The organism is Pantoea sp. USMM079 (assembly GCF_037153115.1).
Taxonomy (GTDB): Bacteria; Pseudomonadota; Gammaproteobacteria; order Enterobacterales; family Enterobacteriaceae; genus Pantoea; species Pantoea communis.
This window is the reverse complement of the sequence record NZ_JBBCKX010000002.1, coordinates 99606-125583: the sequence shown is the minus strand read 5'-3', so window position 1 is coordinate 125583 and position 25978 is coordinate 99606. Positions and strand designations below refer to the sequence as shown.

The following is a 25978-nucleotide window of genomic DNA, read 5'->3' as shown; positions in this document are numbered from 1 at the left end:
AAATAGCCTTACAAGTCTTCTTATCAGACCCAATTTAGCTCTAAATGAAGAGGTCTTCAGTAAAGGTTCATTTTTAGGAAGAGTTTAGTGGGAGTTTTGGGGAAAGGATTCAGGCCGCCCTTGCGGACGGCCTGTAACTCACACCTGATTAATGCGCGGCCATCTGCGGAGGCAGGCGCAGCAGGGCTCGCTTGTCTGCCACCTCATCCGAGGTCACTGGTTTTGCCGCATTTCCCCAGCTGTTACGCAGGTAGGTTGCCACGGCTGCCACCTGTTCGTCCGAAAGCTTCCAGGCAAACGAAGGCATCGCACCGCTAGTTGGGTTGCCTGCCGTGACCGCGCCGCGTCCCCCTTGCAGCACCGTAGTGATGATGGAAGAAGCATCATCCGCTAACAGGCCAGGGTTATTCGCCAGGCTCGCCGCGAGGTTGGGAATCCCTTTGCCGTCGCTGTTATGGCAGGCAGTGCAGTTGGCTGAATAGATATTTTCACCCATCTTCATTTGCGCATTGTCCATCGACAACGGTTGCGGCAACGTTGTGGTCGATGCAGGCACTTGCTTGAGATACGCCGCAATTGCGCGCAAATCAGCGTCGGTTAGATGCTGCGTGGAGTTAGTCACAGCTTCCGCCATCGGGCCTGAAGCGACCGCCACATGGTTACTGCCGAGCTTGAGGTAATCCACCACCTGCTGCTCAGACCAACTTCCGATACCGGTGTGCGGGTTCGGTGTGATGTCGGGGGCATGCCATTCACCCAGATTACCGCCTTGCAGATAATCACTGCTGTCACCGCCAATCAGATTCTTAGCCGTGTGGCAGGCGGCACAGTGTTCTGGACCTTCCACCAAATAAGCACCTCGGTTCCATTCAGCACTTTTACTGCTGTCTGGCTGGAAACCTGCGTTGCGGAAAAACAGCAGGTTCCAGCCCATCATCGCCAGACGAATGTTATACGGGAAGCCCAGGTTGGTTTCCGGCACCTGATAGTGAATTGGCTTAACCGAGCGCAGGTACATCCACAGGTCGTGCATGTCCTGATCCGTCAGCTTCACATAAGCGTTGTAGGGCATCGCAGGATAAAGGTGCTCCCCTTCTTTGCCCTTACCGTGACGGACTGCGCGGAAGAAATCACGCTCCGTCCAGCTACCGATACCGGTTTCGCTATCCGGCGTGATGTTGCTGGCATAAATACCGCCAAACGGCGTGCTGATGGAGTAGCCCCCGGCCAGCGGCAGTTTGCTTTCTGGCATGGTATGACAAGCCGTGCAGTCACTGGCAATCGCCACATAACGTCCGCGTTCAATCGCGTCACTGTCTGCCGCCGTTGGCGGTTGGCTGGTGAGTACGTTGTTGCTGGCGACATCATCCGCGGAGGTATCGCCGTTCATCCACAGCATGCCCGCTGCCACAGCCGCAGCAATCACCGCTACGCCCGCAATGAGTTTGGTTTTCTTCATCTCACACCTTCACCAACGGACCTGGGTTTTTCAGGTACTGTTCAATAATGGCTTTCGCCGTCCACAGACTCAGCGCGCCAATGGTGCCTGTTGGGTTATAACCCGCGTTGTTTGGGAAGGAAGATGCCCCCAGCACAAACACGTTGTGCGCATCCCAACACTGCTGATAACGGTTGAGCACCGACGTTTTCGGATCGTTGCCCATCACCGCACCGCCAATGGTGTGGTCGCTGGCAAAGTTATACGGCGAGTAAGCCCCCGAAGCAGAGTTGGTGCCGATGACGATTTCCGCGCCCATGGCTTTACCGATCTCGACGCTTTTCTCTTCGATAAATTTCGCTGAACGGCGATCGTTATCGTTGTAGTCGAAGGTGACGCGCAGCAGAGGATTGCCGTTGTCATCCTTGTACTCAGGATCAAGGTCAAGATAGTAATCTTCGTGTGAGAAGCTGGTGCCCTGGCCGAAAATGAAGGTGGTGTTCTGGAACGCGTGGGTATAAGCCTTCTTCCACTCTTTACCCCAGCGTGGCGAGCCCGGCGGCAGTGCATCGGCGTTGCCGATAGGACGCGCGCCACGCGCCACGACCAGAATCCCTGCGCCACCGATAAAGCCCAGACCGGTATGGTCAAAGTTATCGCCGTTCCAGTCGTCCACCTGCGAAGAAAGGGCTCCGGCACCGATATACTGATTCAGATTTTCATCTTTGAAGTGGATCGCTGCACCCGATACCGTCTGGAAGCTGTAGGCACGCCCTACCACGCCGGTTTTGGTCACCGGGTTGTAAGGCACCCCAATTTTGGAGAGCAGCAGCAGACGGACGTTTTGCATCTGGAAGGCGGATAAGATCACGATATCTGCGGGCTGTACCCACTCTTTTTTGTTCTTATCAAGATAGGTCACGCCGGTGGCGGTTTTACCGTCTTCCGCTTTATTGACGCGAACCACTGCAGAGTCCGTTAACACCGTGAAGTTCTCACGTTGCATTAACGCTGGGATGACACAGGCGTTAGGGCTGGATTTTGAGAAGTTACCGCAGCCGTAATACAGGCAGTAGCCGCAATAGGTGCAAGGCCCCATGCGCACACCCAGTGGGTTAACATAAGCGCGTGACGCCTGGCCAGCGGGAACCATGAAGGGTTTCAAGCCGATCTTCTTCGCGCCTTCGGCAAAAATATCCGTTAGACGCATACTCTCCAGCGCTGGCAAAGGGTATTCGCTTGAGCGATTGCCCTCGTAAGGGTTGCCGCCTTCAATGACTTCGCCGTTCAGCTTACCGGCCTTGCCTGACACACCGGCGATCTTTTCAAAGCGATCGTAAAACGGTTCCAGCTCGTCGTAAGTCACTCCCCAGTCTTGCAGAATCACCCCTTTGGCAATCTGCTGTTTTCCATAACGCTTTACGGTCTGGCTGTAAGGCTCGAAATCGAACGGCGTAAAACGCCATGCCATCCCAGCCCAGTGGGTGCCCGAGCCTCCCACGTTGTAACCCAGCTCATTCAGGTTCCACTCACGAGTTGGCAGAGCCGTTTGCGTGGTGTTATTACGGAAAGTGGTGGTTTCGACGGCGGGCGGCAGCAGCATACTGCGGCGCGTATCCCAACGCAGTTCATCGGTATCGACCGAGGGGGGAAAATCTGTCGCGGTTTCAAACCACGGGCCACGTTCAATGGCAACGACATTCAGACCTGCGCGGGTCAGCTCTTCGGCGATCAAAGAGCCGCACCACCCCAGGCCGACGATGGCGACATCAGCTTTTGGACGGACGTTATTCATAGTTTATTGCTCAGCAAACAAATTAAAGGGTGTTATCAATCAGGCTGGTAGGAATGATGTTGAGCTTCTGTCCTTTTTTCGGCAGCAGATCGCGGAAGTCGTAGCGAGCGCCAGGGAAGCCAATCATTTTCCAGCTGGTCATGTCTTTGTTCCCCCCATAAATCGGGTCAGACAGGAAGCCCTCACGCACGTTCTGCAGCAACAGTTCAAAGAACACTTTGGTTTCGACCTCTTCCCCCAGATCGAGGCGATTATTTTCCATCGCCGTCAGAACCTGATCCTGCTGATCGCCACTCAGTGCGAGGAAGTTTTTGCCGAACTGCTGCTGGATAGCCTTATCCAGTGCGGCAATCCCTAAGCGATAACGTTGCGCCGGAGTGAGCGAGGATTGCGGTCCCTGCTCTGGCGTGCCCTTCACGAATTTGCCAAGGCGATAGATCGCCACTGCGTTGCCGTAATCACCCGCGAGTTGGCGGTCGATAAAGATGGCGCACCCTGCCTCTTTGCCACTGAGACTGGTTTCATCGGCGGGGATAAATCGCTCAGCGATGGCACCTACCGTGTCAAATTCATGCTGAGTGAGATATTGCCGCCCCCCTTTTCTCGGCGGTGCGGTCGGCGTTTGGATTTTGCCGGGTTCCCAGGGCTGGCCACCCTTCACCTCATCGGCCTGCGCCAATGTCGGGATCGTGGAAGCCACTCCCAATGCGGTGATGGAAGTGAGAAATTCTCTGCGTTTCATGTTTTCCCTGCTTTCACATTGCAAACCAGGTCAAATAACAGACGTATTTGTGCCTGGCATTGAGCCATATAAATAAGGTTTATTGGATAAATAATGACGCTGCCCGGTGGGCTTTTATTAGATAAATACTGAGGTAAGTTTTTACATTCAAATCACGTAATTAATTAAATATTAACAACGCAGCAAAGAGTAATGACTCCCCCTGCGCTTTGAAAGGTTTTTGTTGATGGTTTCCCATCATTGAAGTTTTTAATAAGCCGGACTGGACGATGTAGAGTGTGGTTTCGTCTCGCAACATTTAACATCTTGCCAGTCACGAAACGTTGCGCATAATACGGCGAAAATAGACGCCAGGCTGTGACCTGATGCGCACTCTGCGTAGTTGAAATAGTGAACATGAAATTTACTGGGGCTCAGAAACAAATGAAAAAACTCACCCTGATTAAAGTGGCTGAACTGGCCGGGGTTGGGATCGCCACGGTTGACCGGGTGCTGAATGAGCGTGGCGGGGTTCGTCCGGAAACGGTACGCAAAGTGCTGCGCGCCGCGCGTCAGGCTGGGTTACAGCGTTTACTGCCGGATGACACGCAGCATCCCTGGCAGATTGAAGTTTTCCTCAGCAGTAATGGCACCTGGTTTTTTCAGCAGCTAGCCGATGAATTTGCCAACATTGCCGATCGACTGGGTTATCGTAAAATAAAATTATTTCGTACACTGGTGACGGAAAATCCACCGGAAAAACTGGCGGAAAAGATAAAAAAAAGCGGTGAGTTGCGCGACGGTATTATTGTTTATGGGCATGACTATCCTGTTATTCATGAAGCCTTATCCTGGTGTAAAGATAAAGGTGTCCCGGTGGTTTCGCTGGTTTCAGACTTACCCAATTCACATCGATTCTGCCATGTTGGAATAAATCAATATCAGGCTGGGCGTACCGCAGGCTTATTAATGAGCCAGACCATGCCCCACAAGGGTGACGTGATCATGGTTAGCGGGCGTTTTGATTTCAGCGCGCATATTCAACGTATTTCAGGATTTCGTGATGCCATCACTCAACGCGCGCCCTGGCTACAGTTGCGTGAAGTATTGGCGGGGGAAGATGAACGGCACAAAATCCGAACGCTGTTAAATCACACGTTACAGCAATCAAGTAATGTGGTCGGTTTATATAACTCTGGCGACAACAACAGCGATATCAGTGCTGTATTGCAGCAACACCAGTTGCTGGGCCGCTGCTGCTACATCACCCACGAATTGTATGATGTGACGAAAGATCTGCTGCAAAGTGGCGCGCTCTCCTACACGCTGGATCAAAATGCTCGCCAGCATGCCGTGCTGGCTACTGACCTGCTGATACGGCATCTGGAACAGGGCTTCGAACCCGATCTGTATCAGGACGGCCGCGTTGAACTGCGCATTGTGACGGCGGAGAATCTGGATTAGTCAGTAGGTACAGCTTTACCCCACAAAATAAGAGGCTAATGCGAAAGCAAGATAAGCGAACCGCAACAATTAAATATTCACATGTTCAGCATGATTATTCTGCACATAAAGGACAGAGCGGTTTACACTGGCAGGCCACCATTCAGGAAGAAGAGGTCATTGTGCTGTCGAAGATCCCCGATTATGAAACCGATCGCGAAGGCTATCTGGAGTTCATGACCCGCAGTAACGCGCTGCGCATGGAGCTACTGATTTTGTCGGAAAAGTTTGTTGAGGTGCACGGCTCTTATGAAGCGGGCATGGCGGAACTCGGAGAATGGCTACTTAACTATGCCGATAATGCCATGATTCAGAAGTTAAGTTCCGGCCCCATCAGCAAAGAATGGTTGTTTGATGAGTTGAAAAGACGCCACAAATAGTCCTCTGGTTCTATAAGTTAACGCCAACATTAACGCAGGGTCTTCAACCTTAGATCTCAATAGCACGGTAATGGTCTCCTGCTGAAAATGTAATCTATAGTAATCAGTCAAACCAAAATGTGACAAATTTATGGCAGAAATAAAACTCAAACTGGCGAATCCGCCACTGCGAAAGAATCACATAACCAATTGTTTTTAATTATAAAAAAACAAATATCGATTTTATTGCATCCCAAAAATTTCATTTATATGACTAAATTTTGACAGTTCTGTCATAAAACTTTCATAAATTTTCTATATGTTAGCCGCACATATCGTTGTGCTTATGCTGCTTTAGCGATCTATAGGAAATTTTCACTAATGAGTGATTACGTTACGCCTCAGACTTTACACGTTGCCGCTTCACCGTTGTCTTCCGCGATTCAACTCCCTGCAAAAAACAGTAAGAAACCGCTTTTCCTGTTCGGCATGGTTTTACTCGCCGGCATTCTCTTTGCGGGAACGCAATTAATTGGTGATATCCAACAAACCGGGGTCACCTTTAGCAGTGTGCTACCGCTGATGCTCTTGGGATTTGCCTTGTTAGCGGCATTGGGTTTCGAGTTCGTTAATGGTTTCCACGACACGGCCAACGCCGTGGCTACCGTCATTTATACCCGCTCACTCTCTCCGACCGTGGCGGTGGTGTGGTCAGGAATTTTCAATTTCCTTGGTGTTTTATGCTCTTCTGGCGCGGTGGCTTTCGGCATCATCTCCCTGTTGCCAATTGAACTCATTATGCAAACCGGCAGCAGCGAAAGCTTTGTGATGATCTACGCCCTGCTGTTCTCGGCGATTATCTGGAACCTCGCCACCTGGTGGTTGGGCCTGCCCGCCTCCTCATCGCACACCTTAATTGGTTCCATTATTGGCGTGGGCATCGCCAATGCCGTGATGCACGGGCGTAGCGCCATGAGCGGCGTAAACTGGGGACAGGCATTAAACATCGGTAATGCGCTGATCCTGTCACCGATTGTCGGCTTCGTCTGTGCTGCTCTGTTGCTGGTGTTGATGAAGCGCGTGGTGAAAAAACCTGAGTTGTATGCCACCAGCAAAGATGAAGGTGCGCCGCCGATGTGGATTCGCGGTTTGATGGTGCTGTCCTGCACTGGCGTCTCTTTTGCACATGGCTCGAATGATGGCCAAAAAGGCATGGGGATGATGATGCTGATTCTGGTGGCTGCCCTGCCCGTAACCTACTCTCTCAATCGTTCCGTGCCCCAGTCCGATATTCCACATCTGATCACACTGACCGAAAGCAGCCAGTCACAATTGCTGCAGTTCAGCAACACACCCACTCCTGCTCAGCCTGATGATGTATTAGCGACTTATCTGCGCACTGGCCAACGCTATACGACGGTGGTCGCCGCGCTGGCTCAGGTCAGTGGCAACATCGGCGCCACGCTGAAGCAATATGGCGCGTTGCAGACAATCCCCGCCGATCAGAAACCTGCCGTGCGTAATGAGATGTATCTGGCAGCTGAAACCATCAAACGTCTGCAAGCCGATCACTCGCTGATTTTGCCATCTGCCACCCAGCAAAATCTGCAGGCGCTGAAAACCGCGCTGAACAGTGCAACGCAATTTATCCCGACCTGGGTCAAAGTCGCGGTGGCACTGGCTTTGGGATTAGGCACCATGGTGGGCTGGCGCCGCATTGTCACCACGCTGGGTGAGAAGATCGGCAAAAGCCAGCTTAACTATGCGCAAGGCATCAGTGCGCAGATGGTGGCGATGGGCACCATTGGCGCAGCGGATGCGTTTGGTCTGCCGGTATCAACCACGCACGTGCTCTCTTCCGGGATTGCGGGCACCATGGCCGCCAATCGCAGCGGCTTACAGTTCGGCACGCTGCGCAATATGGTACTGGCCTGGGTGCTCACCTTGCCTGCCGCCGCGCTGCTCTCTGCCGCCCTCTACTGGATCATGACTTCACTGTAACGCTCGCTTCGACAGGGATAAGACGATGTCTGCACACGAAATAAATAACAACAATATGTTTGATGCGCGCTTTTTACAGGAATTCTATGACAGCTATGACGAATCGCTGAAGATGGAGTTAACGGATTTTGGTCTGGCGGCCAATAACGATCCGCAAGAGATGGCGTGGCGTCGCCGCTATTTTATGGAGCTGCTGCATCTTCAGGGCGAATTAGTGAAGCTGCAAAACTGGGTGATCCGCACCGGCCATCGTCTGGTGGTGATTTTTGAAGGCCGCGATGCGGCAGGCAAAGGCGGCGTGATTAAACGTATCATGCAGCGACTCAACCCCCGCTATTGCCGCGTGGCGGCACTGCCCGCGCCAAATGAACGTGAGCGCACGCAGTGGTATTTTCAACGTTACGTCTCTCATCTGCCGTCAGCGGGCGAGATCGTCTTGTTCGACCGTAGCTGGTACAACCGCGCGGGCGTCGAAAAGGTGATGGGATTTTGCAGCGATGCGGAGTACGAAGAGTTCTTCCACAGCACGCCAGAGTTTGAACGCATGCTGGTGCGCAGCGGCATTCAGATCGTGAAATATTGGATCTCCATCACCGATGAAGAGCAGGAAATGCGCTTCCTTAGCCGCATTCATGATCCACTGAAGCAGTGGAAGCTGAGTCCGATGGATCTGGAAAGCCGCCGCCGCTGGGAGGATTACACCGCCGCCAAAGAGATGATGCTGGAGCGCACCAATATTTCTGAGGCGCCATGGTGGGTGGTGCAAGGCGTTGATAAGAAGAAGGCTCGGCTGAACTGTATTTCTCACCTGCTGCAACAGGTGCCGTATGAAGCCGCAGAAGGCGAGCAGATTTCATTACCTTCCCGCATTCATCATGAAAATTATGCCCGTCATCCGGTGCCTGAGAGTATGATCGTGCCTGATAGCTACTGAACTATACTTTGACCAGTCGATGAATATCAGGAGGGGTTATGGCAGGCGGCTGGTCTGAAGATGGTGCAGTGCAAAAGCAGATTGATGCGACCGTGGATGATGCGATTGCGCGCGCCAGGAGTCACCTCAACCACGGCGCAAGTGCAGAGTATTGCGACGAGTGCGGGGAACCGATTCCCGAAGCGCGTCGCAGCGCGTTGCCTGGGGTGCGTTACTGCGTGAAGTGCCAAAGTGCGTTAGATAAACAAGAAGCCAGCCACAGCGGGTATAACCGCCGTGGCAGCAAGGATAGCCAGTTGCGGTAGATGAGTCGTAATCCCTTCAGGACGCCACTGAACATTGAACAGCTGGTCATGACGTGACAAATCGACCAGCCAGTTCCCGTTCGATGGGATGCGCAATTCCAGCTTAAGACTCTCAGGTCGCAGTTTGTTGCGCTTATAGAACCAGTGCTCAGGCGGTTCGTTCGTGAGGACGATACCACACACACTGTATGACACTTCTTCAATACCCAGACTGGCAAACCATTCAGCGACTTCGGGTTGGGTAGGATGGTCGAACATATTGGCTACGCTCCTGAGTCAATAGTGGGCTGCTTTCTATCTTGCTCTACGAGAAAAAACGCGGATGTTACGATCGCCCTGAACGCTTTAAGCAGAGCCCTAATATGTGGGATCTGAGTAAAAAGCTCATGGTGAAGGCTGGAGTCGGCTATTGGTGTTATCCGGACAGCCTTTCCACCATCCAGTCGATAAATATTCGCAGCCGTACGTTCAGCTGTTTTGTCGGCGGATAAATTATTGAAACCGGAAATTGTGTATTAGTTGAACTTCCCAGAACGGGAATTAGCTGGCCCGATTCTATAAAACTTTTTGCTACTGAAGCGTGTGTTTGGCCGATCCCCATGCCGTGCACCAGCATATTGATTAATGACGCACTGTCATTTGCAGCTATATCGAAATTGTGTACCTGCTTCTCTCCTGCCCGATGACGAAAACGTAGAGGCCAGGCTTCTCCTGTTGCCGCGCTGAAGTAACCCACCACCTTATGCCTGGTTTCAAGATCCGAAACATTTGCAGGAATGCCAAAACGCTCAAGATAGCCGGGGCTGGCACAAGTCACTAAGCGATCTTTGTATAATGTTCTACCTATCAAAGACGAATCCGCTAACTCTCCAGCTCGTATGACACAATCAACACCCTCTTCAATAAGGTTCACTGGCCGATCACCCACTCCTAGCGCTAACTGAATATGAGGGTAACGTTCGCGAAACTCTTCAAGGATGGGTATTAGCACAAAGTTAGCGAGCGATGAGTGAAGATCAATTCGCAGTCTTCCCCTGGCGGCAGCACCCATGTCACGCATGGCGACTTCAGTCACATCCAGTTTGGCAACGAGTCTGCTGACTCTCTGGTAATACTCAGCCCCCTCAATCGTTAAGGTCACTGAGCGCGTCGTGCGTTGTATCAGTTTGATGCCAAGGTGCTCTTCAAGCTCTTTAAGGGATTTACTCACAGTGGAACGCGGCAACCCGAGGTGTGCAGCGGCCTTAGTGAATGAGCGCGTTTCAACGATGCGCTGGAAAGTGCGTATTGCGAGAAGATGATCCATTCTCAAATTCTATCGCAGGTCGCTGGATTGTGCACACAGATGAAAACTGAAGTCGTAAAATCAGTGATTATCTTCGTCAGCACCGCCGCTATTCTGCAGTCATCAATTCTTATGAGGAAGCTGAAATCATGACTGACAGGAAAGCCGAGCAACGTTCATTACTTGAAGCACGATATGGTGCAGCACAACAGAAACCAGACAACATTATTTGGACGCCGCAGGTGGAAGCCCTACTTCGCCACAAGTCTGTCAGAACATTTCTGGCAGATGCTCTGCCTGATGGATCTATTGAAACGATGGTCGCTGCGGCACAATCTGCCTCTAACTCTTCTGCCCTGAACCAGTGGAGCCTGGTTGCCGTGACGGACGTGGAATTAAAACAGAGAATTTCAGACACCGTTGCTCGCTCAGTACCGGTTGCCCGGATTCCCTGGATCGAGGAAGCTCCCGCACTGTTACTTTGGGTGGCCGATTTGTCACGCGGTGCCGAAATCACTAAAGACGCGGGGAAAGAACCGTTTGTATTCGATTACCTTGATTCATTCTTGATGGCTTCGATTGATGCAGCTTTAGCTGCTCAGAACGCCGCTGTAGCGGCCGAGTCAATGGGATTGGGCATCGTTTATCTGGGCGTCATGCGTAACATCGCCAAAGAAGTCGCAGAGATGATTCATTTGCCTTCACACAGCTTTGTCACTTTCGGTATGGCTGTGGGTTGGCCTGATGCAACCAGGACCAGCTGCATTCGTCCTCGCCCTGCACAACCGATGGTGTTACATCATAATCGGTACGATCAGGAAAATTATCGTGTTTACCTGAAAGATTATGAAGAGGCATATCAGACTTTCCGCGTCAGCCAAAATATGAGTGCAAAGACATGGTTGGGTTCTGTCATCGAATCAGCAACTAGCATGGAATACATGGGGGGACGCGTGAAATTAAGGGAAACCGTTTCTGAACGCGGTTTCAAGTTGAAGTAATAACATCGATATTAATCGGATTTATGATGAGGGCCATTCTGGAACTTCAATATAGAGGGTTCTCTACTTCCTATTCTCGCTCACGGCAGACATTCGGTATCAACTGCTTGTTTGCTGTGTGCCAGGAGCGGACGTTGCTTAAACAATTGATCAGAAGTGAACGCTTGAGGAGTGGTGGCCCCATTCTCCTGGGTATCATATTTAATATGCTCGCCGGCGCCAGATGGCAACGGCATTAGCAGAGGCCATTACGGCGTTTTGATAGCGCGAAGGTTGATATGTTCAACGTTTGGCGCAGGTCCGGACCAACCCGCAAGGCTTATCCGACAGATCTGCCGGATAAGTCGCACACTCCGTAATACCTTACAGCGTTTACCAGGCGTAAGCCCCCGGCGCTTCACCACCAGGCCCCGGCCAGATGGCATCGAGTTCGGTCAACACCTCTTTTAAAAGCTTAAGTTCAACGGCCTTGAGATTTTCCTGCAATTGATCAGCGGTACGCGGACCGCTGATCACCGAAGTCACTGCCGGATTGTGCAGAAGCCAGGCCAGCGCAACCAGTGCCGGGGACTCACCCAGTTCTTCACACAAGGCTTCCCAGGCCTTCAGCTGCGAACGGCGTGCCTCGATTTGCACCAGCAGCCCAGGTGTGGCGCGCCGCCCCTGAGAAATCTTTTTCAGCACGCCTCCCAGCAGCCCCATTCCTACAGGACTCCAGGTGATTAGCCCAACGCCAAAATGGCGTAGTGCCGGAATGACTTCCAGCTCAATGGTACGCTGCGTCAGGTTGTAGAGACTCTGTTCCGAGGCCAGTCCCAGCAAATTGCGCGAGGCGGCCGAGCACTGTGCAGTAGCGATATCCCAGCCGGCAAAGTTGCTGCTGCCTGCATAGGTGATCTTGCCTTCCCTGATCAGTTGCTCAAATGCCTGCCAGATTTCTTCCCACGCCGTTGAACGATCAATATGGTGCATCTGATACAGATCGATGTGGTCTGTTTTAAGGCGACGGAGGCTGGCTTCACATGCCCGGCGAATGTGATACGCCGATAAATACTTATCGTTAGGTCCGGTATCCATAGGCTGATAAACCTTGGTGGCCAGCACAATTTTATCGCGACGGGACTTATCTTGCGCCAGCCAGTTGCCAATAATCTCCTCGGAGGTGCCATAACCTTTGACCATGTCCGGTGACTGTGGGCCGCCATAAACGTCGGCAGTGTCAAACAGGTTAATGCCGGCGTTCAAAGCAGTATCCATGATCCTGAAGCTACCCTGCTCGTCGGTCAGTTCACCGAAGTTCATGCAGCCGAGCGTGATCGGGCTGATTTTCAGGCCAGTGCGTCCCAGATGGTTATAGTTCATTACTTGGATCTCCATGGTGTTGTTTACAGCTGAGCGGAGATTTTTGCAGGGCCACATTAGCCTGACTAGCTGATGAATACTTAAAGAGCTTATTAGTAAATCTAATTAATGTGATTAAGGTGTTGTTTTTAAAAAAAATGAAAAGATTTGGTATAAACGCTTAAAACCAAGTGAAGACATCTGCAGGCTATATTTTCGATCCGGCTAATCTTGTATAGCGTAATGCGTCTACAACCAGCCGGAAAGCCGGCGAAGGCTGACGCCGGCTCGGATAATAAAGGAAGTAACCTGGGAATGGCTCGCACCAGTCTTCAAGCACGCGGACCAGCCTTCCTTCTTCAATGTGCGGTGCGAACTCTTCTTCCGGCAGCGAGGTGATACCCGCTCCCATCAGCGTGGCCTCAACCATAGGTGGGGTCGTGTTGAAAATCAGCTGCCCGTCAACACGCACGCTCTGCAGCTTGCCCTGCCTGATAAAATCCCAGGTGTATATTCCCCCGCTGGACTGCATGCGCATATTGATGCAGTTATGTTTCAGCAAATCGTGAGGCTTTTCGGGACGGGGATACCTCTCAAAGTACTCAGGTGAGGCGGCAACGGCGACGCGCAGAGGCGGGCCTATCGGTACAGCAATCATGTCTTTGTCGATGGTATCACCTAGTCGCACGCCCATATCAAAACGATCCGCCACGATATCGCGGAACCCATAGTTAATATCGTACTCAACGCTGATGTCCGGATATTCACTTAGTAGCGGCGTGATTTTCGGTAACAGCAGCGTTCGCAGTACATGGTCTCCGCAGATAATCCGTACCGTTCCTCCAGGCTTATCACGCATTTCAGTCAACTCGTCCAGCTCGGATTCAATTTCATCAAACCGGTGCCCAATGGTATTCAGAAGGCGCTCGCCTGCAGCGGTCGGGGAAACACTGCGCGTGGTGCGGTTCAGCAACCGTATTTCCAGTTGTGCTTCAAGCCCGTTAATCGCCTGGCTCAGCGCCGACTGCGTCACGCCCAGCAAAGCCGCTGCACGGGTAAAACTCCCTTCGCGCGCAATGGTCACGAAGTACATCAGGTCGTTAAGGTTTCGTCTGGCCATGGTGCTCAGCTTCCGGTCAAAGAGTCGTTATTAATTAGCATAGCTTATAAGGCTATTCAGTATAAATAAGCTAGTCACGACGAGCAGCATTACGGATGATATCTGCCATGAAAACGACCATAAATGCACTTCAATGGCCGCACGGACTCATCATTCTGATCGCCGTGCTGATACTGGCTCCAGCCGGTTGGGCACAGAAAAGTTCCGGTTCGCTGGCGCAGTCTGCGCCGCATCGTTCACAAGCAAAGGGCAACACTATGAAGATAAAACTGATTGTCGGTGAGAAAACTGCCGTTGCCACCTTGTATGACAATGCCACCGCCAGAGACTTTGGTTCGATGCTTCCGCTTTCTCTCACGATAAATGATTACGACACCATTGAGCGCGTATCCGACCTGCCGCGCAGGCTCGTTATTGATGGCGCGCCAGACGGTATGACGCCGGTGGCGGGAGAGCTGACCCATTATGCGCCATGGGGTAACCTGGCCATCTTCATCAAGCCGCGAACCTGGTCGCGCAATCTTCTGCCACTGGGAAAAATCGATCAGGGTCTGGACATCCTCTCACAGCCCGGTCCCTACAATCTGCGCATTGAGCGAATTGAACCCTGAACCTCACTTTTACTTTTACGCGAAAGGATGATCTGTCATGACCAGAAACGTTGATGCCCGTGATGTGAAACTGCCCGGTGAACCGGACGCACACCGACGCACCCTGCTTAAGCTGACTGCCGCCGGCATTGCGGCAGCGGGCGTCAGCGTTATGTCACCTGCTGCGGCACAGGAGCAGAAGGGCCTCACGCTCACAGAAAAGTGGGATAAAGTCTTTCCGAAAAGCGACCGGATTGAACATCGCAAAGTGACGTTCAGCAACCGTTACGGCAACACGCTAGCCGCAGATATTTATCAGCCAAAAAATATCACCGGAAAACTCCCCGCTCTTGCGGTGGGTGGGCCTTTTGGTGCCGTTAAGGAGCAATCATCCGGGCTTTACGCGCAGACCATGGCAGAGCGCGGTTTTATCACCCTGGCGTTTGACCCTTCTTACACCGGTGAGAGCGGAGGAGAGCCGCGTAATGTGGCTTCACCGGATATCAGCGTAGAAGATTTCAGCGCAGCGGTGGATTGCCTGGGCTTGCAGCCGAATGTCGATCGGGCGCGAATTGGTATCATCGGTATCTGCGGCTGGGGTGGAATGGCGCTGAGCGCGGCAGCGGTGGACAAACGAATCAAAGCTGTTGTCGCCAGCACCATGTATGACATGACACGAGTGATGTCCAGGGGATACAACGACAGCGTCACGCCGACACAGCGCGCGCAAACGCTGGAAGCATTAAGCCAGCAGCGCTGGAAAGATGCTGAAGGCGGGAAACCGGCATATCAGCCCCCCTACAATGCGCTCAAAGGTGGCGAGGCACAGTTCCTGGTTGAGTATCACGACTACTACATGACCCCTCGCGGCTACCATCCTCGCGCCGTTAACTCCGGAAACGCCTGGACACAGACCACGCCGCTGCCGTTCATGAACATGCCCATCCTGACCTATATCAGCGAAATTTCACCGCGGCCCGTGCTCTTTATCCATGGAGAAAAAGCGCATTCACGCTATTTCAGCGAAACGGCCTTTGCAGCAGCAGCTGAACCCAAGGAGCTGGTGATCATCCCGGATGCTGTTCACGTCGATCTCTACGACCGGATGGACAAAATTCCTTTCGATAAACTGACCGCTTTCTTCAGGGAAAACCTGGCCGCCACAGCATAAAGTGACCGGACTGAGCGCCGCTCACATCTCCGCATCATTCACCCTGACCGCGCAGAGTCTATTCAGTGCGCGGTCGCCCATTTTTAAAATATGAAGATTATCCTATGAATTCAGCTCTATCAGAGGCTTCTGAGGGCACTGCACCGTCACATGAAGCTCCCTCATCCTGGAGTGGTGTCTTTGCCATGTCAGTCTGCGCTTTTGCGCTAATCAGTTCCGAGTTTCTGCCAGTGAGCCTGCTGACGCCCATGGCATCTGATCTGCAAGTTACCGAAGGCATGACCGGACAGGGGATTGCCATTTCGGGCGTGTTTGCCGTTCTAACCAGCCTGTTTATATCAGCACTCGCCGGCAGCCTTAACCGTAAAACACTGTTGCTGGCGCTGACCTTTGCCATGGGTGTTTCAGGTGGAACTGTTGCGCTCGCGCCTGACTATCTGACCTATATGCTGGGTCGTGCGCTTATAGGGATAGTGGTCGGCGGCTTCTGGTCGATGTCAGCGGCAACCGCCATCAGAATGGTGCCCAAACGTGACATACCGCGAGCACTGGCGATGGTGAACGGCGGCAACGCGCTCGCGACCGTTGTGGCCGCGCCGATGGGTGCATGGCTTGGTACCCTCATAGGCTGGCGTGGCGCTTTCCTGTGCCTTGTTCCGATCTCACTTATTGCTCTGGCATGGCAATGGAAAGCGCTACCTTCAATGCCCTCTGCCGCACGGGCGCCCGGGGTGGCCAGTGCTTTTAAAGTATTTACCCTGTTCAGATATCCGGGTGTAGTCGCAGGCATGCTGGCAAGCAGTCTGCTGTTTATGGGGCAGTTTGGCCTGTTTACTTACATACGACCGTTTCTGGAAACCGTTACTGGCGTACACGGAACAAATATTTCCCTTGTCCTGCTGGTGATAGGGGCGGCGGGTTTCATCGGCACAATATTAATTGGTCGGGTTCTGCAGCGCGCGTTCTATCCGACGCTATTAGTCATTCCGGCTTTGATGGCTGTTACAGCACTTGCCCTGATTGAATTCGGCGATTCTACCGGTTTAGTCATCGCTCTACTTGCACTCTGGGGCCTGACAGGGACTTCAGCACCCGTGGGGTGGTGGGCCTGGATTGCAAGGGTCTTCCCGGATGATGCTGAAGCAGGTGGTGGGTTATTTGTTGCCGTTGTCCAGATGTCTATCGCATTAGGTTCAACCGCTGGCGGGTTGCTTTTCGATCACAATGGTTATCGCAGTACCTTTTTTGCCAGTACTGCAATCCTGGTCGTCTGCGCTGTACTGACTGTTGTAACAGCGCGTAGATCGCCATCCCATTAAGAAATGGTCATGTAAACCTGAGTGTTCGCTTCGCTCAAAGCTGTCCTTGGGTTCGCCGAGGACTGCTGCGTGCCAACAGCGGACGTTGTTTAGCTCATGCAGTTTTAATTCATGAAAAAAGGTAAGTTAAATTTTTTCCTGGTTCACACGGGATGAAAGCTCTTTATAGCTCTCTTTTCGCTCGCTGTAACGATCTGCAAGGTAACTGGTTTGCCCCTTGAGCAGCAGCGTAATTTTAAATAGTTCCTCGGCAACATCGACGATACGATCGTACCAGGACGAGGGTTTCATCCGTCCGTTCTCATCAAATTCCTGCCAGGCTTTCGCCACAGAGGACTGGTTGGGGATAGTGAACATCCGCATCCACCGGCCCAGAATGCGCATCTGGTTCACCGCATTAAATGACTGAGAACCGCCGCAAACCTGCATTACTGCAAGTGTCTTGCCCTGCGAAGGACGAACCGCGCCTTCACTTAGGGGTATCCAGTCGATTTGTGCCTTCATAACCGCGCTCATCGCCCCATGCCTTTCCGGGGAACTCCACACCATCCCGTCACACCATCTGACCAGACCGCGCAGCTCGGTGACTTTAGGGTTCGTGTCCGGTGCATCATCTGGCAGCGGTAAACCGGATGGGTTAAAGAGTTTCACCTCCGCGCCCATCGCCGTCAGCAGGTGACCTGCTTCCTCCGCGGCAAAGCGGCTGTAGGAGCGCTCCCTTACTGAGCCATACAGGATCAAAATCCGTGGCGGCTCCTGAAGGTGGAGGCGTTCAGCGATGTCTTGATCAAAGCATTTAATGTTCAGAGCAGGAAATTGTTCCATTTTTCTCCTCCAGAGAGAACAGGTGATTTCAAAATAAATACATATGATTTACCATATGTGTATTCTAAAGGGAACGGAGTGAAAAATGCTACAACCTGTTCAGCTTTTCAAAATCCTGTCGGATGAAACACGGCTCGCCATTGTCATGCTTCTCCGCGAGGCCGGTGAACTGTGCGTCTGCGATATCTGTGCGGCCACCTCCCAATCGCAGCCCAAAATCTCGCGACATATGGCTATACTTCGCGAGGCTGAACTGCTTCTTGACCGCCGCGAAGGCAAATGGATCCATTATCGCCTGTCACCACACATACCGGCGTGGGCAGCGGAGACAATCACGGCATCCTGGCAGTGTCTGCGGGATGATGTTCGTGAATGGCTGGACAAATCAGCCTGCACATCCTGCTGAAGCAGGAACACATTCACATAATCATATATAATGGAGCCTGAAATGCTTTTGGCGGCGAGTATATTTTTACTGACGCTGGTACTGGTGATCTGGCAACCCAGAGGCCTGAGTATTGGCTGGAGCGCGAGTATCGGGGCTGCGCTGGCTCTGGTAACCGGTGTGATCCATATCGCTGATATTCCCGTTGTCTGGAATATTGTGTGGAACGCGACTGCAACATTTATTGCGGTGATCATTATCAGCCTGCTGCTCGATGAGTCGGGCTTCTTTGAATGGGCTGCACTGCATGTCTCCCGCTGGGGTAATGGGCGTGGTCGCCTGCTGTTTACCTGGATAATATTGCTCGGTGCTGCTGTTGCTGCGTTGTTTGCTAATGACGGTGCAGCACTCATACTGACGCCGATTGTGATTGCGATGATGCTCGCACTGGGATTCAGCCAGGGCACGACTCTGGCCTTTGTCATAGCCGCAGGATTTATCGCAGATACGGCCAGCCTGCCGCTCATTGTTTCTAACCTGGTGAATATCGTCTCGGCTGACTTCTTCGGTCTGGGCTTTACGCAGTACGCCTCTGTGATGATCCCCGTGGATGTGGCAGCGATTGCGGCCACGCTGGTCATGCTGCATCTTTTCTTTCGCAGGGATATTCCGGCGACATATGACGTTTCGCTGCTAAAAACGCCCGCCAGTGCAATAAAGGATCCGGCAACCTTCAGGGCGGGCTGGATTACCCTTTTATTGCTGCTTGTCGGTTTCTTTGTTCTGGAACCGCTGGGGGTCCCGGTCAGTGCGATAGCGGCGGCTGGCGCAGCAGTGCTGTTTGTTGTGGCGAAAAGAAGTCATGCCATCAATACAGGGAAAGTCCTGCGCGGTGCGCCCTGGCAAATCGTTATTTTCTCGCTGGGCATGTACCTTGTGGTCTATGGCTTGCGCAATGCTGGTCTCACGGAGTACCTGTCTGGCGTGCTGAACCTGCTGGCAGACAAGGGGTTGTGGGCAGCGACGTTCGGCACCGGCTTCCTGACAGCATTTCTCTCATCAGTGATGAATAATATGCCGACAGTGCTGATTGGCGCGCTGTCAATTGACGGAAGTTCGGCGACCGGCGTCGTCAAAGAGGCAATGATTTATGCCAACGTAATTGGTTGCGATTTAGGCCCGAAAATCACCCCTATTGGCAGTCTGGCTACCCTACTGTGGCTTCATGTACTGGCACAGAAAAGTATGACCATTACATGGGGATATTACTTCCGCACCGGCATAATTTTGACTCTGCCCGTGCTGTTCGTCACCCTGGCCGCGCTGGCATGGCGGCTCTCTGTCACTTTGTAATGAGATATTGAAATGAGCAACATTACTATCTATCACAATCCTGCCTGTGGCACCTCACGTAACACGCTGGAGATGATCCGTAACAGCGGTAACGAACCGACCATAATTTACTATCTCGATACGCCTCCGACCCGCGATGAGCTGATTAAGCTTATTTCAGATATGGGAATGCCAGTACGCGCCTTGCTGCGTAAGAACGTTGAGCCTTATGAACAGCTGGGGCTTGATGAAGACAAATTCACTGACGGGGAGTTGATCGATTTTCTGCTTCAGCACCCGATTCTGATCAACCGACCTGTAGTCGTGACGCCGCTTGGCACACGCCTTTGCCGCCCCTCAGAGATTGTTCTGGATATTCTACCTGAAGGTCAGAAAAGCGCTTTTACCAAAGAGGATGGCGAGAAGGTCATTGACGAAACGGGGAAGCGGGTTAAGTAATCTATCCACTTTATATTATCGGGTGCCTGTTTAAGCTGTGCGGGCGTCCGCTTCACGCCCTGAGACATTCGACAAGCTTTTATGGCTTCAGTAAGGGCGAGTGTCGCGCTTCAAGAGCCAGCAAATACTTCGCTTCATCGTACGGGGTTCAGGTCTTCCAGCAGCGGTAAATGATCCTTATCCATTTGAAGGCAAGAGCCCGGATTGCAGACTGATGAGATTTTCCTTTTTCTCGCAGTCCCTGATAATACAGCTTGGCCCAGTATGATGAATTAACCGTCTTGCCAGCCCATTCAACAAAAGTCTGCCTGACGAACTTAGCAAACTGCCATCTCCAGTGACCACATGATTTCTGGCCACTTCGTTCGTTCCCAGGCGCAATTCCTGCGTAGCTTTGAATTTCTTCAGCGCTGTTAAACCGGTCACGTTTATCACCAAGTGCAGCAGCATACGTGGGACCATACACGGCCCCATGCCCGGAAGCGATATGAACAGAGTTGCATCTGGCAATGTGTCAAACAGCATTTCGATTCGTTAGTCATAGGTTTTGATGACTTCACTCACGACTTTAATTTGTGTCGCCAGTGCTGTTGCCATCAAAGCATTAGCCTCTATAACACTCGGGTCTGTCATCCATGGGATTGCGTTATCAATACTCACCACACGCTACTCGGTAAGGGCCATTGCGCGACCACCTTTGGCATTGATCGTTTCGCGCCTGGCTCGTTTCAGTTGTTGCAGATTGGGCCAATCAGTTCACACAACAATAAGCTACCCCGATGCGAGAACCATTCCAGTGGCTGAGGATAATACTGTTTAAGCGTGTTGATTATCCGGTTCACAAAGCGTCGTTTATCTTCAACCAGCTGACGACGTTGCTCAACCAGTTGCTGGAGTAACCGGATATCCGCATTGTCGGGTTCAATAGCTTTTATCTTCTGGGGGTAACGCAACATTAACTCTAATGCCAACTCGGCATCCTGCGGATCATCTTTAGCGCCGCTAGGCGAGAAGGCTTGCCGGTAACGAGCCAGGGACAAAGCGTGGACGGGGAAAACGGTGATAAAGGGATATTTTTGAAGTGCATATACCACGGGGCCTTTCTTCAGTTCGAGAGCTACTGCGATTCTGCCTTTAACCTTCTGGTGTAACTCAGTAAGCCAGACATCAAGCGCTTCTGCAGTATGTTCAATCACATGGAACACGCGTTCACCGTTTTTGAACTGAACGCAGACATCGTGTTTTTTATCTGCCCAGTCCAGACCAACATGTGCAGCAAACTGATTAATAGCAGTCATCACCAACTCCTTTTCACCGGGGATTGGTATGCATTCCACGCTCTTCGAAAGAAATATAGCCAGCAGTTTATCTGCATGCCCTGAGTATTCGTTAGCGAACGTGGAGCACCTACTGGTTCGAAAGAAAAGCGGCGATCATCACATGATTCTCGCTCAATATTCGTAACCAGTAAGCGCATACCCTGAATCACTTCAAAGTGTAATTCTCAGGGTGCGAATGACTATAGTTCGCTCAAAGCAGACCTTGCCATCTCATCCCCCCATCTCTTTCACATCAGACATGCATCCCGCGCAATATTTGCGCCCTACACTCTAATGCACCGAAGCAACGGCCTATTCCGGCCGTTCCTCCTCAAATCTCATTCAGTCTGCGACTTCATCTGGCTTTCATCGCCATCCAAAAACGACTCAACCGCGTCGGAAAATCGCTCAGGCTGATCAAGCATGACAAAGTGAAAACTGTCATCGATCCGTGTGAAGTGGATATCGGGTGCAGAAGCATAGGCTTGACGGTACATCGCATCCACGCTGGCTGCTGGTACGCCGAATAGCGTGTCATAAGCGTATACAACCTCAATCGGCGCTTTAATGCTGCCAAGTTCGGGACGTAAATCGGTGATCATCACTTCATACACGGCATCGGCAATGGTTTTACGATCGGAATGGATTCCTGCCGTCACCAGTGCTGGCCTCACCGCCTCGGTCTTCGCTAAACGGGCGATGGATGCTTTCTGAAACTCCGTGAATTGCTCCGGCGACTGCCCCAAAATTAAATTTCGCGTCGCAGTGGCCTGCGGGGCGACCGTTTCGCTGGTCGCCGCTGGATTGAACATCAATGAATAGAACGGCAACGCATCAACGACCATCACGCGCCCCACCAGGCCAGGATGACGAGCAGCCAGCATCAATGCCATTTCTCCCCCAAGGGAATGGCCAATGATCGTCGGGGCTTTGATGTGCTGGGCGTGAATATATGCAGCGATGGCGTCAACTGCCGGAGCCATGATTTTCCCGTCCGGGTTGGCAATGGCAGCCGTATTCGCGAAGCCTGCAAGCTCGATAAGATGAATGCGATGGTTCTTGCGTAATTTTGCAGATAAATCGGCCCAAACGTCGCGCGATGACGCCAGCCCCGGAATCAATATGACATCTGTTCCCGTTCCTTGCGTCTCCACGGAGATTCGCTGTGAGTTCGGATGTTCTGAAGGTACAGGCAATGGCTGAGCGGCAGACGCCGATACTAAGCTCGACGCCATTAAAAGCGTTCCACCGATGACGGCACGGATAGTTGCGGCATTCATTAAACCTCCCTGTTTATGTTAAGCGGCGTTAGCAAATTGATAAATCAGTGATCAGACTAACGCTAACCCATCGTGCTGCCAACAATATCAGCGTTCGGCCCCCGTCATCCCATCACCAACCCACCATCAACATACAGCGTTTGCCCGGTGACAAACTCGCTCCACTCCGACGCTAAAAACATCACCGGACCGGCGACATCCACTGGCTCGGCAATTCGGCGCAGCGGCGTTTGTGCGGTGATAAAATCGCGCACGTCTTCTCGCGTCGCACTGCTGGCATCCGTGGGATAGACCAGACCCGGCGCAACACAGTTCACGCGAATCCCCAGCGGCCCCAGTTCGGCAGCGAGTGAACGGCTAAAGCCTATTAATGCGGATTTCGCCGTGACGTAATCGTGGTAAGGAACAGAGGGACGCGCCACCAGATCGCTGGAAAGATTGATAATGCTGCCGCGTGTGCGTGAGCGCATCAGCGACAACGCAGCCTGGCAGACGTTATAGGCCGCGCCGACGGCACCGTCAAACTGGCTTTTGTAGCCCTGCCATGAGGTTTCCCAAAATCGCTGTCGATTATCGGTATCGAAAACATAGGGTGCGAAAGCATTGTTCACCACCGCATCCAGACGACCCGTGGTGTTAGCGATCTGCTCCATCATCGCCGCCACCTGCTCTGCTGAGGTGACGTCAGCGCGAATGGCGATGGCCGAACCGCCCAGTGCTTCACAGCTTTTTACCACTTCCATTGCGGCGGCTTCACTGCGCAGGTAGTTCACCACCACCAGCGCGCCCTCAGCGGCGAAAGCCTGCGCGATAGCTGCACCAATACCCCGGCTCGCACCCGTCACCAGAATCGTTTGATCGGCAAATTTCATCTCTTACCTCCTGAAAAAACGTGGATTCAATCCGCATAGGGCGCAAAGCGCTCAGCGGCAGTTTCAGCAGATACCTCTATTTCCGTAAAAGTGACCAGATCCAGCAGGCTAAAGCGACCATCGTGATGCCATCCGGCGGCAGGCGAGGTCATGCTGCCAAAAGCAGTAATACGGCTGATACCGGCTTGCCCTAGCCGCGCGGCGAGAACAAACAGCTCGCGCGGTGTGGCCGCCACTGCCGCCGTTTGCAGATAAATTTTCTGCTGCGAAATCAATGCAATCGCATCCTCAATCTCATCAACGGCCACCACTTTAAGCGTGCGTCCGAGTGCCGACGGCATCAGAGCTTCGGGGCCATCAACTACCACCACCGACCAGCTGTCCGTTGGCTCGCCGAACAGGATGCGATCGTCCTGCAACGCGCGAATCTCTTCACGGCTGCGCCAGGTTGCCACGCTGTTCACTTCAGCCGAAGAGAGCGCGCGACGCGGGTATTTGCGCGCCAGCGCACAGAGTTCATGGGCGATGTACTCCGCGAATTCCTGCGGCGTAATGCGTCCGCCGCGTTCAACGAACAGCATTTGCGGTGAGTAACATCCCGCCTGGTCATAACGCATGACGTCATAGGCCGCGCGCTGCGCCAGATTGACGCCCTGCCTTGTATCCAGCGCCGAACGCCCCACCAGCCCCACGCTGATTTTATGGCCGTGCGGCAGAAAACGCGTGGTGACCGGCAGTTGGTCTTTGATAGCGTCCAGCGCGGCATTACCACCGTAAGCCATCAACACGTCAGGCTGGGTTAACCAGTGTTTTTCTGCTTCGGCTTCGCCGCCTTTCCACCACACTACCGCCAGGCATTCGCCAAGTTGGGGATCGATCTCAGCCAGCAGTTGCGCGAACCAGCCCGCCATCAGCGGTTCAGCACCGGGCAATTTGCCCACGCTGCCCGCTTTTACCAGTAATCCACAAATCAAACTCCACAGCGGTAGACCTGGCACATTTCCTGCCCAGATATGCATGAGCAGATCTGGGCCAAATGCCCGTGCGAAGCCGCCATTAGGTCGCGGCTGAAAATCATCCAGCAGCTGTGGATCGTTAAAGTCCTCGGCTAAAAAGCGCTTGAGCTGCGGCTGTCGAAAAGTTTTGAGGTATCCGGTAAGCCCAAGGCGAATCATCTCAGCGTCATAACCGGTGACAATCGGCAGCAGCATTTCGGCCTTGCGGCGCAGTGGATGGTTTCGATCCAGCAAACGCGCAATGGCCTCATCAATAATTGCTACGATCTTCGCCACGCTCAGCGTTGTGAGATAAGCGCGAGCGTGATCGCGCAGATGTGCGCTGAGAAGTGTAATTTGTGTCGGATTCAGATCGGGCACGTCGACATCCAGATGCTGGCCGTGATGGCTAAAACTCAGCGTGCGCCACTGCACCCCTTCAGGTGATAAACATCCCGGTAGATAACCCGCGACCTCTTTCACACTGCACCCTGCGCAGCAGCCAGGAACTCTTCCATCGCCAGCGAACAGCCCTTCGCATCCGCTCCGGTGACCCGGCCCAGCAGATGGAAGCCGCCCGCCACTGCCCGGCCAGCATCCTCGGTCAGTAAGGCAGAAACTGAATTGAAGTGGGCCAGATCATGGTGCACCAGCACGCCCATCTCACCTTCCGGCACCTCTTCGCCCGTCAGCGGATTGACCACGCGGGTGCGGATCCAGTGCGGGCCGGATTTCACCGAGGGACAGGCCACGTTGCCATTATCATAAAACTGGCTGCTCAGTTCGGTCATGCCGTACATGTTGATGCAATGCGTGCGCGGTACGCCCAACGCCGCACTCAGCTCGGCGTAAAACTGTTCGGCTTCAATCTCACGGGATTGCCCCTTAAACCCGCCGGTATCCAAAATTCGGCTGCCAGCGGGTAATGCAAAATGTCGCCCCTGGCGCTGCAACTCGTCCAGCAGATGGACAAAGCTGTAGCTCGCGCCCAGCAGCGCATAAGGTTCACCTCGCGCTTGCGCCTGTTCCAGCGCAACTAAAAGGCGATCCATCGCGATACCGCTGTCATCCAGCAGCACTTCGCTCTCGGCGGTGCCAAATTTTTCCACCGCTAACGTCAGGTAATGGGCCAGCGAAGAGTTGGGCAGCGCCCGATTATCAGGGAACAAAATGCCCATGCGAATCCGCTCTTCGCCCGCCATAAAGCGCTGGCGGAAATTCTGCATCATCGAGCATTTCCAGACATCAAGCGTCGGATGATAGCTGCGACCCTTCACTGTGCCGGTGGTTCCGCTGGTCATAAACACCGCTTCGACGTCATCTGTGGCATGGCAACTGAGCGTCAGATCCTTAAAGGCGGTAATGGGAATTGCCGGGATGGCACGCCAGTTTTTCACCGTAAACGGTGTGCGACCGCGCTGCATGGCGAAGCGGCGATAAGGGAGGTTGTGTTCAAATTGGTACGCGAAGACGGCAAGCGCCATGCGGTTAAAGTCTTCGTCGGTTGTATCCTGACGCTGAAGAAAGGTGAGCAAAGCGTCGATCAAAGCAGCTTCAGTCATGGGCGAGTCCACTAGTTGCGATTGCGCGAAATTTCTCAGGCCGGGCCTGATGAGTAGAGTCTGTCC

General features: G+C 52.8%; 24 protein-coding genes and 1 pseudogene. 12 read left to right on the top strand and 13 right to left on the bottom strand.

Features of this window, described 5'->3' with window-relative positions; genetic code table 11:
- Positions 1-148: 148 nt before the first annotated feature.
- Genes WFP70_RS05060 through WFP70_RS05050 form a run of 3 tightly spaced genes read right to left on the bottom strand, consistent with a single transcriptional unit; the run spans position 149 to position 3975 of the window.
- A complete protein-coding gene (locus WFP70_RS05060; RefSeq protein WP_337022818.1) occupies positions 149-1459 on the bottom strand; it encodes a c-type cytochrome in 1311 nt (436 codons plus the stop codon).
- Position 1460: 1 nt separating this feature from the next.
- Entirely contained in the window at positions 1461-3233 is a 1773-nt protein-coding gene (locus WFP70_RS05055; RefSeq protein ID WP_034822602.1) for a GMC family oxidoreductase, read from the bottom strand.
- Positions 3234-3255: 22 nt separating this feature from the next.
- The gene (locus tag WFP70_RS05050; protein WP_337022817.1) at positions 3256-3975 is read right to left on the bottom strand and encodes a gluconate 2-dehydrogenase subunit 3 family protein; all 720 of its coding nucleotides are present in this window, start codon (positions 3973-3975) and stop codon (positions 3256-3258) included.
- Between the two features lie 423 nt (positions 3976-4398).
- Here WFP70_RS05050 and WFP70_RS05045 point away from each other — a divergent pair, with 423 nt between their 5' ends.
- The 5 genes from WFP70_RS05045 to WFP70_RS05025 all read left to right on the top strand — a co-directional run bounded on the left by WFP70_RS05045 (position 4399) and on the right by WFP70_RS05025 (position 9056).
- Positions 4399-5418 carry a LacI family DNA-binding transcriptional regulator gene (locus tag WFP70_RS05045; protein WP_034822592.1) on the top strand — a complete coding sequence of 340 codons (1020 nt, stop codon included), beginning with the start codon at positions 4399-4401 and terminating at the stop codon, positions 5416-5418.
- A 38-nt stretch (positions 5419-5456) separates the two neighbouring features.
- Entirely contained in the window at positions 5457-5837 is a 381-nt protein-coding gene (locus tag WFP70_RS05040) for a hypothetical protein (RefSeq protein WP_337022816.1), read from the top strand.
- Positions 5838-6197: 360 nt separating this feature from the next.
- Positions 6198-7817 carry an inorganic phosphate transporter gene (locus WFP70_RS05035; RefSeq protein WP_337022815.1) on the top strand — a complete coding sequence of 540 codons (1620 nt, stop codon included), beginning with the start codon at positions 6198-6200 and terminating at the stop codon, positions 7815-7817.
- Between the two features lie 25 nt (positions 7818-7842).
- Positions 7843-8751 (top strand): polyphosphate kinase 2, encoded by a 909-nt coding sequence (ppk2, locus tag WFP70_RS05030; RefSeq protein ID WP_337022814.1) that lies wholly within the window; start codon positions 7843-7845, stop codon positions 8749-8751.
- A gap of 38 nt (positions 8752-8789) precedes the next feature.
- On the top strand, positions 8790-9056 hold the full coding sequence (locus WFP70_RS05025) for a DksA/TraR family C4-type zinc finger protein (protein WP_211728805.1): 267 nt from the start codon (positions 8790-8792) through the stop codon (positions 9054-9056).
- On the opposite strand, the gene WFP70_RS05020 is transcribed toward WFP70_RS05025, so the two are convergent.
- Positions 8988-9314, bottom strand: a complete 327-nt coding sequence (locus tag WFP70_RS05020) for a hypothetical protein (protein ID WP_337022813.1) — start codon at positions 9312-9314, stop codon at positions 8988-8990. The two genes, WFP70_RS05025 and WFP70_RS05020, sit on opposite strands and share 69 nt — an antisense overlap.
- A gap of 157 nt (positions 9315-9471) precedes the next feature.
- On the bottom strand, positions 9472-10362 hold the full coding sequence (locus tag WFP70_RS05015) for a LysR family transcriptional regulator (RefSeq protein WP_337022812.1): 891 nt from the start codon (positions 10360-10362) through the stop codon (positions 9472-9474).
- 128 nt (positions 10363-10490) lie between these two features.
- Here WFP70_RS05015 and WFP70_RS05010 point away from each other — a divergent pair, with 128 nt between their 5' ends.
- Complete coding sequence (locus tag WFP70_RS05010; protein ID WP_337022811.1) at positions 10491-11342, top strand: nitroreductase family protein; 852 nt, start codon at positions 10491-10493, stop codon at positions 11340-11342.
- Between the two features lie 372 nt (positions 11343-11714).
- Here the strand turns inward: WFP70_RS05010 and WFP70_RS05005 are convergent, their stop codons facing one another.
- Positions 11715-12704, bottom strand: a complete 990-nt coding sequence (locus WFP70_RS05005; protein ID WP_337022810.1) for an aldo/keto reductase — start codon at positions 12702-12704, stop codon at positions 11715-11717.
- A 187-nt stretch (positions 12705-12891) separates the two neighbouring features.
- Complete coding sequence (locus WFP70_RS05000) at positions 12892-13803, bottom strand: LysR family transcriptional regulator (protein WP_337022809.1); 912 nt, start codon at positions 13801-13803, stop codon at positions 12892-12894.
- A 107-nt stretch (positions 13804-13910) separates the two neighbouring features.
- On the opposite strand from WFP70_RS05000, the gene WFP70_RS04995 reads away from it, so the two are divergent.
- The 3 genes from WFP70_RS04995 to WFP70_RS04985 all read left to right on the top strand — a co-directional run bounded on the left by WFP70_RS04995 (position 13911) and on the right by WFP70_RS04985 (position 16883).
- On the top strand, positions 13911-14414 hold the full coding sequence (locus tag WFP70_RS04995; protein WP_337022808.1) for a cyclophilin-like fold protein: 504 nt from the start codon (positions 13911-13913) through the stop codon (positions 14412-14414).
- Between the two features lie 37 nt (positions 14415-14451).
- Positions 14452-15564: an alpha/beta hydrolase gene (locus WFP70_RS04990; RefSeq protein WP_337022807.1), complete on the top strand. Its 1113-nt coding sequence runs from the start codon at positions 14452-14454 to the stop codon at positions 15562-15564.
- Positions 15565-15668: 104 nt separating this feature from the next.
- Positions 15669-16883, top strand: coding sequence for an MFS transporter (locus tag WFP70_RS04985; protein WP_337022806.1), 1215 nt, complete (start codon positions 15669-15671; stop codon positions 16881-16883).
- Positions 16884-17009: 126 nt separating this feature from the next.
- On the opposite strand, the gene arsH is transcribed toward WFP70_RS04985, so the two are convergent.
- Positions 17010-17708 carry an arsenical resistance protein ArsH gene (gene arsH, locus WFP70_RS04980; protein ID WP_337022805.1) on the bottom strand — a complete coding sequence of 233 codons (699 nt, stop codon included), beginning with the start codon at positions 17706-17708 and terminating at the stop codon, positions 17010-17012.
- A gap of 85 nt (positions 17709-17793) precedes the next feature.
- Here arsH and WFP70_RS04975 point away from each other — a divergent pair, with 85 nt between their 5' ends.
- Genes WFP70_RS04975 through arsC form a run of 3 tightly spaced genes read left to right on the top strand, consistent with a single transcriptional unit; the run spans position 17794 to position 19884 of the window.
- A complete protein-coding gene (locus WFP70_RS04975; RefSeq protein WP_337022804.1) occupies positions 17794-18114 on the top strand; it encodes a transcriptional regulator in 321 nt (106 codons plus the stop codon).
- 42 nt (positions 18115-18156) lie between these two features.
- Positions 18157-19446, top strand: a complete 1290-nt coding sequence (locus WFP70_RS04970) for an arsenic transporter (protein ID WP_337022803.1) — start codon at positions 18157-18159, stop codon at positions 19444-19446.
- A 12-nt stretch (positions 19447-19458) separates the two neighbouring features.
- Positions 19459-19884, top strand: a complete 426-nt coding sequence (gene arsC / locus WFP70_RS04965; protein ID WP_337022802.1) for a glutaredoxin-dependent arsenate reductase — start codon at positions 19459-19461, stop codon at positions 19882-19884.
- A gap of 79 nt (positions 19885-19963) precedes the next feature.
- Here arsC and WFP70_RS04960 read toward each other — a convergent pair.
- The 5 genes and pseudogenes from WFP70_RS04960 to WFP70_RS04940 all read right to left on the bottom strand — a co-directional run bounded on the left by WFP70_RS04960 (position 19964) and on the right by WFP70_RS04940 (position 25912).
- Positions 19964-21182: pseudogene (locus WFP70_RS04960) on the bottom strand (IS110 family transposase).
- Positions 21183-21541: 359 nt separating this feature from the next.
- Positions 21542-22483, bottom strand: coding sequence for an alpha/beta fold hydrolase (locus tag WFP70_RS04955; protein ID WP_337022801.1), 942 nt, complete (start codon positions 22481-22483; stop codon positions 21542-21544).
- A 104-nt stretch (positions 22484-22587) separates the two neighbouring features.
- Positions 22588-23355, bottom strand: coding sequence for a 3-oxoacyl-ACP reductase (locus tag WFP70_RS04950; RefSeq protein WP_337022800.1), 768 nt, complete (start codon positions 23353-23355; stop codon positions 22588-22590).
- A gap of 26 nt (positions 23356-23381) precedes the next feature.
- Positions 23382-24833, bottom strand: a complete 1452-nt coding sequence (locus WFP70_RS04945; RefSeq protein ID WP_337022799.1) for an acyl-CoA reductase — start codon at positions 24831-24833, stop codon at positions 23382-23384.
- Entirely contained in the window at positions 24830-25912 is a 1083-nt protein-coding gene (locus tag WFP70_RS04940; RefSeq protein WP_337022798.1) for a LuxE/PaaK family acyltransferase, read from the bottom strand. Before WFP70_RS04940 ends, WFP70_RS04945 begins: the two co-directional genes overlap by 4 nt.
- Positions 25913-25978: the final 66 nt, after the last annotated feature.